At 51.8% G+C, this 13885-nt stretch carries 15 protein-coding genes; 5 read left to right on the forward strand and 10 right to left on the reverse strand.

Translation table 11 applies throughout. The features are described 5' to 3' along the window. Positions 1-47: 47 nt before the first annotated feature. The gene (gene katE / locus M987_RS14675) at positions 48-2297 is read right to left on the reverse strand and encodes a catalase HPII (protein ID WP_014069888.1); all 2250 of its coding nucleotides are present in this window, start codon (positions 2295-2297) and stop codon (positions 48-50) included. Positions 2298-2485: 188 nt separating this feature from the next. On the opposite strand from katE, the gene cedA reads away from it, so the two are divergent. Next, positions 2486-2740: a cell division activator CedA gene (gene cedA / locus M987_RS14680; protein WP_071881293.1), complete on the forward strand. Its 255-nt coding sequence runs from the start codon at positions 2486-2488 to the stop codon at positions 2738-2740. 48 nt (positions 2741-2788) lie between these two features. On the opposite strand, the gene M987_RS14685 is transcribed toward cedA, so the two are convergent. From M987_RS14685 to hxpB, 4 genes are all read right to left on the reverse strand, one after another. Further along, positions 2789-4180, reverse strand: a complete 1392-nt coding sequence (locus M987_RS14685) for an L-cystine transporter (protein WP_014069890.1) — start codon at positions 4178-4180, stop codon at positions 2789-2791. 126 nt (positions 4181-4306) lie between these two features. Next, a complete protein-coding gene (locus M987_RS14690; protein WP_014069891.1) occupies positions 4307-4897 on the reverse strand; it encodes a metal-dependent hydrolase in 591 nt (196 codons plus the stop codon). 94 nt (positions 4898-4991) lie between these two features. After that, on the reverse strand, positions 4992-5753 hold the full coding sequence (gene kduD / locus M987_RS14695; protein ID WP_014069892.1) for a 2-dehydro-3-deoxy-D-gluconate 5-dehydrogenase KduD: 762 nt from the start codon (positions 5751-5753) through the stop codon (positions 4992-4994). A 136-nt stretch (positions 5754-5889) separates the two neighbouring features. Further along, the gene (gene hxpB, locus M987_RS14700; RefSeq protein ID WP_014069893.1) at positions 5890-6561 is read right to left on the reverse strand and encodes a hexitol phosphatase HxpB; all 672 of its coding nucleotides are present in this window, start codon (positions 6559-6561) and stop codon (positions 5890-5892) included. 149 nt (positions 6562-6710) lie between these two features. On the opposite strand from hxpB, the gene M987_RS14705 reads away from it, so the two are divergent. After that, positions 6711-7247, forward strand: coding sequence for a YniB family protein (locus tag M987_RS14705; RefSeq protein ID WP_014069894.1), 537 nt, complete (start codon positions 6711-6713; stop codon positions 7245-7247). Positions 7248-7283: 36 nt separating this feature from the next. Here the strand turns inward: M987_RS14705 and M987_RS14710 are convergent, their stop codons facing one another. From M987_RS14710 to pfkB, 3 genes are all read right to left on the reverse strand, one after another. Further along, the gene (locus M987_RS14710; RefSeq protein WP_014069895.1) at positions 7284-8144 is read right to left on the reverse strand and encodes a fructosamine kinase family protein; all 861 of its coding nucleotides are present in this window, start codon (positions 8142-8144) and stop codon (positions 7284-7286) included. Positions 8145-8249: 105 nt separating this feature from the next. Next, positions 8250-8540 (reverse strand): type V toxin-antitoxin system endoribonuclease antitoxin GhoS, encoded by a 291-nt coding sequence (ghoS, locus tag M987_RS14715; protein ID WP_064555877.1) that lies wholly within the window; start codon positions 8538-8540, stop codon positions 8250-8252. Between the two features lie 103 nt (positions 8541-8643). Beyond that, a complete protein-coding gene (pfkB, locus tag M987_RS14720) occupies positions 8644-9576 on the reverse strand; it encodes a 6-phosphofructokinase II (protein WP_014069897.1) in 933 nt (310 codons plus the stop codon). Between the two features lie 294 nt (positions 9577-9870). On the opposite strand from pfkB, the gene M987_RS14725 reads away from it, so the two are divergent. After that, positions 9871-10629, forward strand: coding sequence for a DUF481 domain-containing protein (locus M987_RS14725; RefSeq protein WP_014069898.1), 759 nt, complete (start codon positions 9871-9873; stop codon positions 10627-10629). Between the two features lie 265 nt (positions 10630-10894). Further along, positions 10895-11128 (forward strand): YdgH/BhsA/McbA family protein, encoded by a 234-nt coding sequence (locus M987_RS14730; RefSeq protein WP_014069899.1) that lies wholly within the window; start codon positions 10895-10897, stop codon positions 11126-11128. Positions 11129-11334: 206 nt separating this feature from the next. Here the strand turns inward: M987_RS14730 and yniD are convergent, their stop codons facing one another. After that, complete coding sequence (yniD, locus tag M987_RS24690) at positions 11335-11442, reverse strand: small membrane protein YniD (protein WP_008500658.1); 108 nt, start codon at positions 11440-11442, stop codon at positions 11335-11337. A 98-nt stretch (positions 11443-11540) separates the two neighbouring features. Beyond that, the gene (yncL, locus tag M987_RS25210) at positions 11541-11813 is read right to left on the reverse strand and encodes a stress response membrane protein YncL (protein ID WP_080562831.1); all 273 of its coding nucleotides are present in this window, start codon (positions 11811-11813) and stop codon (positions 11541-11543) included. Positions 11814-11955: 142 nt separating this feature from the next. Here yncL and thrS point away from each other — a divergent pair, with 142 nt between their 5' ends. Continuing rightward, complete coding sequence (gene thrS / locus M987_RS14740) at positions 11956-13884, forward strand: threonine--tRNA ligase (protein ID WP_014069900.1); 1929 nt, start codon at positions 11956-11958, stop codon at positions 13882-13884. The last annotated feature ends 1 nt before the right edge of the window (position 13885 follow it).

The following is a 13885-nucleotide window of genomic DNA, read 5'->3' on the forward strand; positions in this document are numbered from 1 at the left end:
ACCAGTCGAAATGTTGGCCGGGTAAGCGCAAGCGCCACCCGGCTTTTTTACGCCGGTATCCGGTCAATTTTACTGCTGCGCGACCACACGCGGTGCGCGGCAAGCAATTCAAACAGCTTCGTCGTAAATGCATCGTCGACGTTATCGCCTTCGACAATCCCTTCTTCGCCCTGATCTGCCACCTTTAACAACGCTTTAAACTGGCGCGCTTCGCCCGCAAGGGCGATGGGTTTCAGGTGCTTATAAGCTTCCAGCAGATAATAAACGGCATCACCGTTGTTGAGCAGGCTGTTGATATCGCCACAAGGCACAATTACCGCATCCACGGTCAGGGAAGGCGCACCGGCAAAGGTTGCGGCAATTGGCAGCACTGAATCGTCATCGGCGTTCACTTCCCCCATACGAGAATAAAGTAGTTTAGCGTGCACGCCCTTCGTTTTGAGCGCCTGCATTATGCCCAGCACGTCGCTGGCACGTGTTTTGTCGTTCAGCAAGATAGCCACCACGCGACCCTTAATCGTGCCGCCTGGCACCGCATACAGGCTGAGGGATGGATCCTTCTTCAGCCCGTTGACGTCTTTTGGCGGTACGGCATTGCGCTGCTCGTCGCTCAGGGTAATGCCGAGCTTATCGGCAACGCCATGAGCCAACTGAACATCAATATGCGCCAGTTGGTCAACAACGCGCTCGCGGATGTAAGTTCGCACGACTTTGCTCAGTTCAAAGCTAAAGGCAGCGATAATATGTTGCTGCTCAATCGGGGTCTGGCTCTTCCAGAACAGGCGAGGATGCGCATAATATTCACCAAACGATGGGCTTCGCTCTCGGATTTTTGTCCCTTCAACACGCTCCGGATAAGACTCAAAACCGCCGCGTTGCGGGCCCGGTGGGGTTTCACGCGGCCAGTTATCGTTGATTGAATTTGGCTCATAGTTCGCCGGATTAGTATCGATATCCTGGCGATGCATCCCGTCACGCTGGAAATTATGATACGGGCAGGTCGGCCGGTTAATCGGGGTCTCGTGGAAATTCGGCCCGCCAAGACGGCTGATTTGGGTATCGGTATAAGAGAACAGACGCCCCTGTAACAGAGGATCATGGGTGAAATCGAGTCCGGGGACGATATGCCCTGGGTGGAATGCCGCCTGTTCGTTCTCGGCAAAGAAATTGTCCGGGTTGCGATTGAGCACCATTTTGCCGACCAGTTGCACCGGAACCAGCTCCTCGGGAATAAGCTTGGTCGGATCCAGCAGATCGAAATCGAATTTGAATTCGTCCTCTTCCGAGATCAGTTGAAGTCCAAGCTCGTATTCCGGGTAATCTCCCGCTTCGATGGATTCCCACAGTTCACGGCGGTGGAAGTCCGGATCACGCCCGGTCAGCTTTTGGGCTTCATCCCACACCAGTGAGGCTTTGCCCGCAACAGGCTTCCAGTGAAAGCGCACAAAGGTGGCTTTACCTTCGGCGTTAATCAGGCGGAAGGTGTGAATACCAAACCCTTCCATCGTGCGCAAGCTTCGAGGAATGCCTCTGTCCGACATTGCCCACATGACGTTGTGCAGCGTTTCGGGTTGCAGAGAGACGTAATCCCAGAACGTATCGTGCGCGCTTTGTCCCTGCGGTATGGCCCAGTGGGGCTCAGGTTTTACCGCATGGACAAAGTCAGGAAATTTATGCGCATCCTGAATGAAGAATATCGGGGTGTTATTGCCAACCAGATCGAAAATGCCCTCGTCGGTGTAAAACTTGGTCGCGAACCCGCGGATATCGCGCACCGTGTCTGCTGAACCTGCGCCACCCTGAACGGTGGAGAAACGGACAAACACTGGCGTGATTTTTTCCGGGTCGGAAAGAAAGCCCGCTTTGGTGATCGCTTTCAGGCTTTTATAGGGCTGGAAATATCCATGTGCAGCGGAACCGCGAGCGTGAACAATCCGCTCCGGGATCCGCTCGTGGTCGAAATGGGTTATTTTCTCCCGCAGGATAAAGTCCTCCAGCAGGGTTGGCCCACGCGTCCCTGCGCGCAGGGAGTTCTGGTCATCGGCGATACGTACCCCCTGATTGGTGGTGAGGGCAAAGTCTTCGCCGTTTTTGCGCTGAGCGTTAAGCGATTTCAGCTTCTCATTCCCCGTATCCGGGGATTTCAGACTTCCTGATGCCGTAGGTTGTTCGCCTGGGGCTGAAAGGCCGGGGGAAGGTTGATGCGACCCATCCGCAGGTGCGAGTGAGTCCATGCCCGGTTGAGATTCTTCAGTGCCATGAATGGGTGATTGATGTGTTTTATCTTTGTTCGACATTGCACGCGTCTCCTTTATTCATTGCTAAAAACCTTATTAAGGGTAGAACAATGTGATGAGGTGGCTGGCGAACTCAGAGTTTTCAGATGCTATTGTTAACGAAAGAAGCGGCGTAAAGCATGGAAGGCGCGACGCGTGGGGGAAGGATCGGCTATCATAGAATTTTCCTGTTTCCAGAATTTGCTTTAGTGAACCAGTCTCTTATGAAACCTCTTCGTCAACAAAACCGCCAGGTTATTAGCTATGTGCCCCGCGTTGAACCCGCTCCGCCTGACCATGCTCTGAAAGTGGATGGTTTTCGCGATGTCTGGCAGCTACGGGGTAAATACGTGGCCTTTGTGCTGATCGGCGAACACTTCCGTCGTTCCCCTGCGTTTACGGTGCCGGAATCGGCGCAGCGCTGGGCGGTACAGACCCGCCAGGATGAAGAGGTTGAAGAATAACAGCTATAAAAAAACCGCCATCAGGCGGTTTTTTTAATTCAGCAGTGATTAACGGTGCGCCAGTTCCACGTCGTCTTCACTTTCCAGAACCGCTTTGTCAGTCTGCTTCAGCCACTGACTGGTCAGCGTACCCGCGGTCATGGAGCCGCTCACGTTCAGTGCGGTACGGCCCATATCAATCAACGGCTCGACGGAAATCAGCAGCGCAACCAGAGTGACCGGCAGACCCAGCGCAGGCAGTACGATCAGCGCGGCGAAGGTAGCACCACCGCCCACACCAGCAACACCTGCGGAGCTCACGGTGACAATGCCCACAAGCGTTGCAATCCACACGGGGTCGAGCGGGTTGATACCCACAGTAGGGGCAACCATCACAGCCAGCATTGCCGGGTACAGGCCTGCACAACCGTTCTGACCAATGGTGGCGCCAAAGGACGCAGAGAAGCTGGCGATAGATTCAGGCACACCCAGACGACGGGTTTGCGCTTCAACGTTCAGCGGAATGGATGCTGCGCTGGAACGGCTGGTAAAGGCAAATGTCAGTACCGGCCATACTTTGCGGAAGTATTTCAGCGGGCTAACGCCGTTCACACCCAGCAGGATGCCATGCACCACGAACATGATGCCCAGACCCAGGTAAGAGGCAACCACAAAGCTACCCAGCTTAATGATGTCCTGCAAGTTAGAGCCAGCAACGACTTTGGTCATCAGGGCCAGTACACCGTAAGGCGTTAACTGCATTACCAGACGCACCAGCTTCATGACCCAGCTTTGCAGGGTATCGATAGCCGTCAGAACGCGTTCACCTTTCGGGGCATCGTCTTTCAGCAGCTTCAGCGCTGCCACACCCAGGAATGCCGCGAAGATAACCACGCTGATAATAGAGGTTGGGTTCGCACCGGTCAGGTCAGCAAACGGGTTCTTCGGAATGAAGGAGAGCACCATTTGTGGCACAGTCAGGTCGGCGACTTTACCTACGTAGTTAGACTGAATGGCCGCCAGACGCGCGGTTTCAGCAGAGCCTTGCACCAGACCTTCTGCGGTCAGACCAAACAGGTTGGTTACCAGAACGCCCACCAGTGCGGCAATCAGCGTAGTGAACAGCAGCGTACCGATGGTCAGGAAGCTGATTTTACCTAACTGAGTGGCGTTATGCAGACGTGCAACCGCACTCAGAATGGAAGCAAACACCAGCGGCATCACGATCATCTGTAGCAGCTGTACGTAGCCGTTACCCACGATGTTGAACCACTGAATAGAGTCCTTCAGTACCGGATTATCTGAGCCATAAATAGCCTGTAATACCAGACCAAATACGACCCCCATACCCAGACCGACCAGTACTTTCTTCGCCAGGCTCCACTGTTTGTGACGCGCCTGAGCCAGAAGCAATAGCAAAATAGCGAACACAACGACGTTCGCGATGAGTGGAAAGTTCATCCCCGTTCTCCTGATTTATTATGTGGTCGGTTTTACCGAACCTGTTGGCGCAAGGTTAGCAGAAGTGTGATGTAGCGCTTATATCCAAATGGAATGGGTTATGACAAATACGCTTATTTTGCGGCTTTAATGTTCTATTTGATGATTAATAAATCGATTGAACTGAAATTGCAGCGAATTGATCATCTGGGAAGACCAGCGAACTGCACCATTTTCGGGCAAGGTTTGCGGCATCCACACGGCATAGGCAAAAAGCGCCATACATAAAACGCGCTCCAGCTGGTTACCTTTCTGTGGTGCCAGAATCGGCAGGCGGAACCGCCAGCGGCACGGCCACAGTAACGGCACACCCGCAGGGGTCAGCATATCGGCGAGAATATGGCTCAGATAGCCGAGCACCATGCCCTGAATGGCATCTGCGGGCACAATCCAGCTTTCAGGAACCTTTAAATAGAAGAGGGTCAACAGACCAAACACGGCCAGCAGGCTGTGAGTGAATCCCCGGTGACCAAACGCCCGGGCGATGGGTTTGGAAAACCACTTCAACCGCTGTCCAAGAAATGATTTAGGGTGATCAATATCGGGTAACAGGCAGGTGAGCACCGCTGAAGGCACAATATGCCACCAGTCACCCTGGGCCAGCACGGGCGTTAGCTCAGCGTTTTTGGCAAACACTGCGCAAGCAATAGAAAAAAGCAGGTGGCCTTCCGCCGTCATGATAAAACCCAGGAAACTGTCAATTCATACAGTATAGGGTTTTTATACAGTGGGCGGAAGAGGTGACGGTGTAACTCTTTGTCACAAAACTACGTTAACGCGCGAGCCAGCCACCATCAACGGCTAAGGTGTGGCCATTAATGTAGTCTGATGCCGGTGATGCCAGGAATACCACCGGGCCTTGCAGATCGTCGGGCAATCCCCATCGCCCCGCAGGTATACGGTCCAGGATCGCCTGGCTGCGTTGCTCATCATCACGTAACTGCTGCGTATTGTTGGTGGCCATATAACCTGGCGCAATGGCATTGACGTTAATCCCCTGAGCCGCCCATTCGTTTGCCAGGAGGCGAGTGATGCCAAGCACGCCGCTTTTCGAGGCCGTATAAGAGGGAACACGGATGCCGCCCTGGAACGAGAGCATGGAGGCAATGTTGATGATTTTACCGCCCTGGCCCTGGGCAATAAACTGCCGGGCGACCGCCTGAGAAAGGAAGAAGACTGATTTCAGATTCAGGTCAACGACCTCGTCCCAGTCTTTTTCACTGAAGGAAAGCGCGTCTTCACGGCGGATGGTGCCCGCGTTATTCACCAGAATATCGACGCGCCCCATCTCTGCAACCGCTTTCGCGACGACGTCATGGAGACTTTCCTGCTTGCCGAGGTCGGCCCGGATCGCCAAAAAACGTCTGCCGAGGCCGGTGACCCGGGCGGCCGTTTCTTCAGGAATTTTTCGGTTTACCCCCACGATATCGCACCCGGCCTGAGCCAGGGCAACGGCCATGCCTTGTCCAAGCCCGGTATCGCACCCGGTGACGATGGCCACTTTTCCAGAAAGAGTGAAGGTATCCAGTATCATACGTGCCTCAGAAGTAGGGTTATTGTCGTTCTGACCCAAGAATAGGAGGCAATAAGCAGAAAAGCAAATAAAATGAAACGATGTTTTATTTTTTGATTTGCAAATTCAGGCAGCGGGTGCTGCCTGAGGAAATGCGTTATATACCGCGCAGGTGTTGCACGGTCAGGTCGGTCAGTGAGGCAAGTTTAACGTCAGCAAGCGCAAAGCGCGGATCATGCTGGCCTTCTTCGGCAGGGACGACAATTGAGCGCATCCGCGCAGCCTTTGATGCCACCATGCCGTTAACGGAATCTTCCAGCGCAACGCAGGTGAGAGGATCAAGCCCAAGCTTCGCGGCGCAGTCCATGTAGACCTGCGGATGCGGCTTGCTGTAAGGGAGGTTTTCTGCCGATGCCAGCGCATCAAAGCTGTCACGCAGCTCGAACATGGTCAGCACTTTTTCCAGCATATGCAGCGGAGAAGCCGAAGCCAGCCCAACCTTAAGGCCTTGCGCTTTGCACAGGGCGATTGCGTCACGCACGCCAGGCAACAACGGGCGATTCTCTTCCACTAGCGTAATAGCGCGATTGATGATGCGCGCAGTCACTTCGTCGCGGCCAGGCCCAACCCACGGCTGGTGGGCGTACCAAAGTTCAACCACCATATCGATGCGTAACCCCAGCGTATCGGGGAGTTCGTTACGGCGACGAATGTCCACGCCAAGGCTGGCCATAACATCCAGTTCTGCACGATCCCACAGCGGCTCGGAATCAATAAGTAATCCATCCATGTCAAAAATAGCGGCAAGAATTTGGCGCGGTGTCGACATCACAACTTCTCCTTAATTCAGGGTGTACGACAGACGATAAGTGCTAAGTGCAGTCTGCAATTTAGCATATTGCCTTTAAAGAGCGGGCGAAAATGATGTGCAGCAGGTAGACTTAGGCACAAATAACGCGTCTTTTGGAAGGGGAACTGATGACGTATCAACAAGCTGGACGCATTGCTGTCTTAAAACGTATTGCCGGGTGGGTGATCTTTATTCCGGCCGTGATTTCCACGCTGATTTCCGTACTTAAGTTTATGTACGATCACAGCGAAAAACAGCCGGGTATCAATGCGGTAATGCTTGATTTTGCGCATGTCATGATTGAAATGATGCGTTTTAATACGCCTTTTTTAAACTTCTTCTGGTTCAACTCACCAACGCCCGATTTTCACCAGAAGCTCAATGTCGGCTTCTGGATAATCTATGCGCTGATCTTTGTCGCAATGGCGCTCCAGGCGTCGGGTGCCAGAATGAGTCGCCAGACGCGTTTTTTGCGTGAAGGTGTGGAAGACCAACTGATCCTGGAGCAGGCGAAAGGGGCGGAAGGATTGAGCCGCGAGCAGATTGAGTCCCGCATCGTGGTTCCGCGTCACACCATTTTCCTACAGATTTTTCCGCTCTACGTCCTGCCGGTGATAATTATCGTGGCCGGATATTTCTTCTTCTCGTTACTCGGTTTCATATAAGAACAAACGGGTGGCATCTGGCCACCCGTTCCTGTCTTATGCCGCCAGTACGCGCTCCAGCGCGCGCTGGGCATTTACCAGGTGCTCGCCGCCAAACAAAATCGCGCGGTTAATCAGGGTGTAAAGCTGGTAAACCGGCTGGCGCTGAAGGAAGTCTGCCGGGAGTGGCGACACTGACTGATACCCGTCATAGATTTGCGCAGGCTGCTCAGGATGGAGCGGCAGCATGGCAAGATCGCACTCTCTGTCGCCCCAGTAGCAGGCCGGGTCAAAAATATACGGTCCATCTGGCCCCAGCGCGCAGTTTCCTGACCATAAATCGCCATGCAGAAGCGAAGGCTGAGGCTGATGCGAAGCAAGACGTTGCTGAACGTGCTCGACAATGGCGTCGATATTGCCAAATTCCAGCCCTTTTTCCGCAGCCAGCTCAAGCTGCCAGCCGATGCGTTGTTCGGCAAAGAAAGTTGACCAGCGGCGTTGCCAGGCATTGGGTTGCGGAGTGGTGGAGAGATCGTTATCAAAATCGAGCCCAAACTGGGGTTGGTCGCTCCACTGGTGCAGACGCGCCAGTTGCTGCCCGAGGATAAAGGCGTTATGGGCATCTAACGGACGGGCAGGGAGATAATCCATGACCAGGAAGCTGTAGTCACGATCGCTGCCTAACGCCCAGACCTGAGGTACCGTAACGGTCTTGCTGCGGGATAACAGCTCTAACTGGTCGGCTTCGGCCGTGAAGATAGGGAGGAGCTCCCGTTCATCACATTTTACGAAGAAATCACGTCCTGCGTAGCGTAAATGCCATGCGGCGTGGATCTCTCCGCCTGGCAGTTCGTTACGCAGTTCAATTTCACCTTCACCCAGTTGCTCACTTAAAAGATGACTGATAGCCTGCCACATGATGTCTCTCCCATGTTGTCTGCCAGATCATAAAGTTAGCGCAAAACCGCTGTAAAAAAATACGAACTAACGCACACCTGAGCCGTTTGGATCCACGCAGGGCACTTATTGTTCTTTTTTTTGCCAGTTTTCCCAGGTGTCTACGTCAATGTCGGCTGTTTTGTGGGTGGCACTTTCAATCAGGCTGCTTGCCAGCGCGCTGACTTCATCTCTGGATAACGCGCTTATCAGCCCAAATGTCAGCGTGCCGAGTTCATGAATATTGCCTTCTTCATCCGTTAGCGTGAGTAAAAAATTGGCACGAGTAAAGGCGTTGTTGATTTCATTGAGTTCGGTCAGTGATGCTTCATGAAAACTGACGGTTATGACATAGCGAGTGATATCTCCACTGCTCATATTTCACCTCATTGTTATCATGAAAGTTTTCTTAGCATAGTCGATAGTACGCGTTTGGCGAACCCGGGGAGCATTTCCCCTCCATGAAGAAGGGGAGAATGTCTTAACTTCTGGAAAGGTAATCCACAATTTTTAGCGTATCGGCAAGAGAACACAACCGTGTACCCTGGTTAATCGTTGCTGCGCTACCTGCCGCCACACCGTAGCGCGTCATCTCCAGTAACGAGGCCCCTTGCGCCAGTTTCAGCGCCATTGCACCCACCATGCTGTCGCCTGCACCCACGGTGCTCTGGCTCTTCATCGGCGGCGGGACCACCTGCACAAAACCGGAGCCATCAACGGCTAACGCCCCTTGTGGACCAAGAGACACCACCACGCGCAGGGCTTTGCCGCTGTGAATCAGTTCTTGCGCCGCAGTGCGGACATCGTCAGGCTGGGTGAGCTCACGGTTGACCAGCGCACTTAGTTCTTTCTGGTTGGGTTTGACCAGCTCAAGTTGCCCTGGCTCTAAGGCGGCCTGAAGTGCTTCACCAGAGCTGTCAACAATGCAGCGGATCCCCTTCTTCTGGACGGCCCGGATCAACTGCGTCAGCCTTTCCGTTTTGACACCAGGCGGCAGGCTGCCGCTAATGACCAGCAAGGCACCACTCTCGATGGCCAGAACTTTTTCCTCAAGCTGGCGGAATTCATCTTCGCTCAGTTTCGCGCCGGGCATAACGAAACGGTACTGTTCGCCGCTGGATGTCACGTGGACGTGCAGGTTCTGCCGCGTCCAGTCCTGGGCGTTAACGGTTGAAACTGCGACCTTTTCATCTGCCAGCAGTGCGACCAGATGCTCCCCGGTAGCGCCGCCGGCGGGGAATATTGCCGTCGCCTTTCCGCCGAGGTGCGTAATGGCGCGCGCCACGTTGATCCCACCGCCGCCTGGTTCAAATACAGGGGCGCTACAGCGCAGTTTACCTTCCGGGTAAATCTGCGGCGTCAGGGTGGCGGAGTCGAGGGAAGGGGAGAGCGTGAGTGTATAAATAGAAACCATCATTACCTCCTTTTAGTATGGGTATCAGTAATACTGGCACCAATTCATCAGAAGGCAAAGTAATTAACATCATGATTTTCATTATGAATAATTAAAAAGTAACCAAATTGTTTTATAAAATAAAACGCGTTTTGGGATCGTTCTTATTCAAAAAATGAAATAAGAAAACATTGCTATGTTATTTGAGCCTTTTTATAATTTCTTACCTTTCTCTGGACGCCTTGTCATTGATCCTCAAGAAAGTTTCCGGGACCGTGATGGTCTCTTTTTTTGTTGTACGGACTCCTTAATAAAATGAAGCTTTTGAAGACAGTACCCGCTGCACTGATGCTGGCGGGTGGCGTGTTTGCGTCAATGAATGCGACCGCCGATGATACCGTTTTTACTGTCATGGACGATCCCACCACGGCGCAAAAGCCCTTTGAAGGTAACCTGAACGCCGGATATTTGGCGCAATCCGGTAACACGAAAAGTTCTTCGCTGACGGCGGACAGCACGCTGACCTGGTACGGTAGCAACACGGCCTGGTCCTTATGGGGTAACGCCAGCAACACCTCCGCTAACGACGAACGCTCTTCCGAAAAATACGCAGTAGGTGGACGTAGCCGTTACAATATGACCGATTACGACTACCTGTTCGGCCAGGCCAGCTGGTTAACCGACCGGTACAATGGCTATCGCCAGCGTGATGTCTTCACCGCAGGTTATGGTCGCCAGTTCCTGAACGGGCCTGTTCACAGCTTCCGTTTTGAATTCGGTCCTGGTGTACGTTATGACGAGTACACCGATGGCGATACCAAAACCCAACCGTTAGGCTATGCGTCTGGTACTTATGCCTGGCAGATGACCGACAACACCAAATTTACTCAGGGTGTTTCTGTATTCGGTGCCGATGATACAACGCTAAACTCTGAAACGGCGCTGAATGTAGCAATCAATGAACACTTTGGTTTAAAAGTGGCTTACAACGTGACCTGGAACTCTTCACCTCCAGATACTGCACCGGATCACACCGACCGCAGAACCACGATTTCACTGGGCTACAAAATGTAATTACCACGGGCCGAAATATTATCGGCCCGTTTTTTTATTTTTGCGAACTGTGCTATTTTATATTGAACAGTGTTTTAAAATATTTATTCGGCAGATATCTCCATATTTTCTCCATATTCACTCTCTTCGTATTACATTCAGTTTATTTGACACGAATTGATAAATAAATTGACTAGGCAAAAGTGTGATCCAGGTCTACACTCATAACACAGGCAAAATTTCGCCTTAAGTCGTTCTGCATTAATTCAGTAAGAGAACAATCATTATGAAAAAAATCAAAACTGCCGCAGCAGCAATGGTGCTTTCTGCACTCTCCTTTGGCGTATTCGCTGCTGATGAAGTGACTTCACCTGCCAGTAACACCAATACCCATGTCGGCATTGCTAAAGCGTCTGACGTTGAAGCAGGCTCTAACATTGCCCCGGGCTCACAATCTACCGGTCAATCAATGAATGACGCATTTGATGTGCATAAACTGGTTGCAGGTGAGTGGTCCTGATACGTTTCTTGTCGCGTTGTTATTGAAACTAAACCAATAACTCAACCCGTCAAAAACCGGATTGTGATGTACCGGTTTTTTGCGGTTTAAAATGATGTAAAGATAATTAAAGTTTATTCATTACCTGTATTTCGTATTCGCAAAAAAACCTTCACCGAAATGTATTATTCGGTAAAGGCATTTCGCCTGTCTAATTCCATGACGTTTTAGCCCCAGATCATTGCCGCCCAGCGCAACAGTAACATCGCTCCGCAGATAGCAATTAACACCAGCACCATTTTCCAGTGTTTTACGGCAAATCGTTTTGTTGGCATAACCTAATCCTTGTCTGTTGATAATGCCAGTGTACCAAAGAGAGCGGTGAAATGCGCATTATCCGGGGTTAGGTTATGCCACATCATAGTGGTGCGGTTCAGAACCAGTGGAATCTTTCGGCGAGAATCAACAATAAACCGGTGGCTGAAAGTATATTCAATATCACTACGGTTCTACTGGATACGTTCATGTTGTGCCCCTTAAGGTTTAAGGACCTGTTCAAGAATAGCTCAGCACGACTGGAATGCGAGCGCCAGGAAGCGAACCCCTGCAAACTCATGCGAAAGTACCAGGTACTTCTGTCTGCCACAGAGGGTGCATTCTCCCTTTTGTTAGTGTTAACATTGCAAGACCTGACGTAAATCCGCATTTGTCTGAATTCGGCAGGTGCATGATAACGAACCAATTTGACGATTGTTGGTCAGATGGCCTCGTAATCTACTGTTAAATCACGATTATTTTCTTTGTATATGCTCTTATGTGTGGGGCATCACTGCAAATAAGGATATAAAATGCCTGTAATTACTCTTCCTGATGGCAGCCAACGCCAATACGACCACGCTGTTAGCCCAATGGATGTGGCCTTGGACATCGGTCCTGGACTCGCAAAAGCGACCATTGCTGGCCGTGTAAATGGCGAGCTGGTTGATGCGTCCGATCTGATTGAAAACGATGCGAAACTGTCAATCATCACAGCGAAAGATGAAGAAGGTCTGGAGATCATTCGTCACTCCTGTGCGCACCTGTTAGGTCATGCAATCAAGCAGCTGTGGCCAAACACCAAAATGGCGATTGGCCCGGTTATCGACAACGGCTTCTACTATGACGTTGACCTTGACCACACCCTGACCCAGGAAGATATCGACGCGCTCGAAAAACGTATGCACGAGCTCGCTGAATCCAACTACGACGTCATTAAGAAGAAAGTCAGCTGGCACGAAGCGCGTGAAACCTTCGTGAAGCGCGGCGAGAGCTATAAAGTCTCTATTCTTGATGAGAACATCTCTCATGATGACAAGCCAGGCTTGTACCATCACGAAGAATACATCGACATGTGCCGTGGGCCGCACGTGCCGAACATGCGTTTCTGTCATCACTTCAAACTGATGAAGATTGCAGGCGCTTACTGGCGTGGCGACAGCAACAACAAGATGTTGCAGCGCATTTATGGTACCGCATGGGCAGATAAGAAAGCCCTGAGCGCCTACCTGCAACGCCTGGAAGAAGCCGCAAAACGCGACCACCGTAAAATCGGTAAGCAACTTGACCTGTACCATATGCAGGAAGAAGCGCCGGGTATGGTGTTCTGGCATAACGATGGCTGGACTATCTTCCGTGAACTGGAAACTTTCGTGCGCTCCAAGCTGAAAGAGTACCAGTATCAGGAAGTCAAAGGCCCGTTCATGATGGACCGTGTGCTGTGGGAAAAAACCGGCCACTGGGACAACTACAAAGATGCGATGTTCACCACCTCTTCTGAGAACCGTGAATACTGCATCAAGCCAATGAACTGCCCGGGTCACGTTCAGATCTTCAACCAGGGTCTGAAATCCTACCGCGACCTGCCGCTGCGTATGGCGGAGTTCGGTAGCTGCCACCGTAACGAGCCATCAGGTGCGCTGCACGGTCTGATGCGTGTTCGTGGCTTCACTCAGGATGATGCGCATATCTTCTGTACTGAAGATCAGGTACGTGACGAAGTTAACGCCTGTATTCGTATGGTCTACGATATGTACAGCACTTTTGGCTTCGAGAAGATCGTGGTCAAACTCTCAACTCGCCCTGAAAAACGTATCGGCAGCGACGAGACCTGGGATCGTGCTGAAGCGGATCTGGCCGTTGCGCTGGAAGAGAACGGTATTCCGTTCGAATACCAGCTTGGCGAAGGTGCCTTCTACGGCCCGAAAATTGAATTTACCCTGTATGACTGCCTCGATCGCGCATGGCAGTGCGGTACTGTACAGCTGGACTTCTCCCTGCCGCAGCGTTTAAGCGCCTCTTATGTTGGCGAAGACAACGAACGTCAGGTACCTGTAATGATTCACCGTGCAATTCTCGGTTCTCTGGAGCGCTTCATCGGCATCCTGACCGAAGAGTTCGCCGGCTTCTTCCCAACCTGGCTGGCGCCAGTGCAGGTAGTCGTGATGAACATTACCGATTCTCAGTCTGAATACGTTAAAGAATTGACGCAGAAACTACAAAATGCGGGCATTCGCGTAAAAGCGGACTTGAGAAATGAGAAGATTGGCTTTAAAATCCGCGAGCACACTTTACGTCGTGTCCCGTATATGTTGGTCTGTGGTGATAAAGAGGTGGAAGCAGGCAAAGTTGCCGTTCGCACCCGCCGTGGTAAAGACCTGGGGAGCCTGGACGTAAGTGAAGTGATTGAGAAGCTGCAACAAGAGATTCGCAGCCGCAGTCTTCAACAACTGGAGGAATAAG

This window comes from Enterobacter soli ATCC BAA-2102, from assembly GCF_001654845.1.
Lineage (GTDB): Bacteria > Pseudomonadota > Gammaproteobacteria > Enterobacterales > Enterobacteriaceae > Enterobacter > Enterobacter soli.

Excerpts from the sequence above, each read along its gene's own strand:
- ghoS (WP_064555877.1), bottom strand. The coding sequence starts at position 8,540 with ATGAGCAGTGGAGATATCACTCGCTATGTCATAACCGTCAGTTTTCAT.
- hxpB (WP_014069893.1), bottom strand. The coding sequence starts at position 6,561 with ATGTCGACACCGCGCCAAATTCTTGCCGCTATTTTTGACATGGATGGA.
- kduD (WP_014069892.1), bottom strand. The coding sequence starts at position 5,753 with ATGATACTGGATACCTTCACTCTTTCTGGAAAAGTGGCCATCGTCACC.
- M987_RS14685 (WP_014069890.1), bottom strand. The coding sequence starts at position 4,180 with ATGAACTTTCCACTCATCGCGAACGTCGTTGTGTTCGCTATTTTGCTA.
- M987_RS14690 (WP_014069891.1), bottom strand. The coding sequence starts at position 4,897 with ATGACGGCGGAAGGCCACCTGCTTTTTTCTATTGCTTGCGCAGTGTTT.
- yniD (WP_008500658.1), bottom strand. The coding sequence starts at position 11,442 with ATGCCAACAAAACGATTTGCCGTAAAACACTGGAAAATGGTGCTGGTG.
- M987_RS14725 (WP_014069898.1), top strand. The coding sequence starts at position 9,871 with ATGAAGCTTTTGAAGACAGTACCCGCTGCACTGATGCTGGCGGGTGGC.
- M987_RS14730 (WP_014069899.1), top strand. The coding sequence starts at position 10,895 with ATGAAAAAAATCAAAACTGCCGCAGCAGCAATGGTGCTTTCTGCACTC.
- M987_RS14710 (WP_014069895.1), bottom strand. The coding sequence starts at position 8,144 with ATGTGGCAGGCTATCAGTCATCTTTTAAGTGAGCAACTGGGTGAAGGT.
- yncL (WP_080562831.1), bottom strand. The coding sequence starts at position 11,813 with ATGCGGATTTACGTCAGGTCTTGCAATGTTAACACTAACAAAAGGGAG.
- katE (WP_014069888.1), bottom strand. The coding sequence starts at position 2,297 with ATGTCGAACAAAGATAAAACACATCAATCACCCATTCATGGCACTGAA.
- pfkB (WP_014069897.1), bottom strand. The coding sequence starts at position 9,576 with ATGGTTTCTATTTATACACTCACGCTCTCCCCTTCCCTCGACTCCGCC.
- thrS (WP_014069900.1), top strand. The coding sequence starts at position 11,956 with ATGCCTGTAATTACTCTTCCTGATGGCAGCCAACGCCAATACGACCAC.
- M987_RS14705 (WP_014069894.1), top strand. The coding sequence starts at position 6,711 with ATGACGTATCAACAAGCTGGACGCATTGCTGTCTTAAAACGTATTGCC.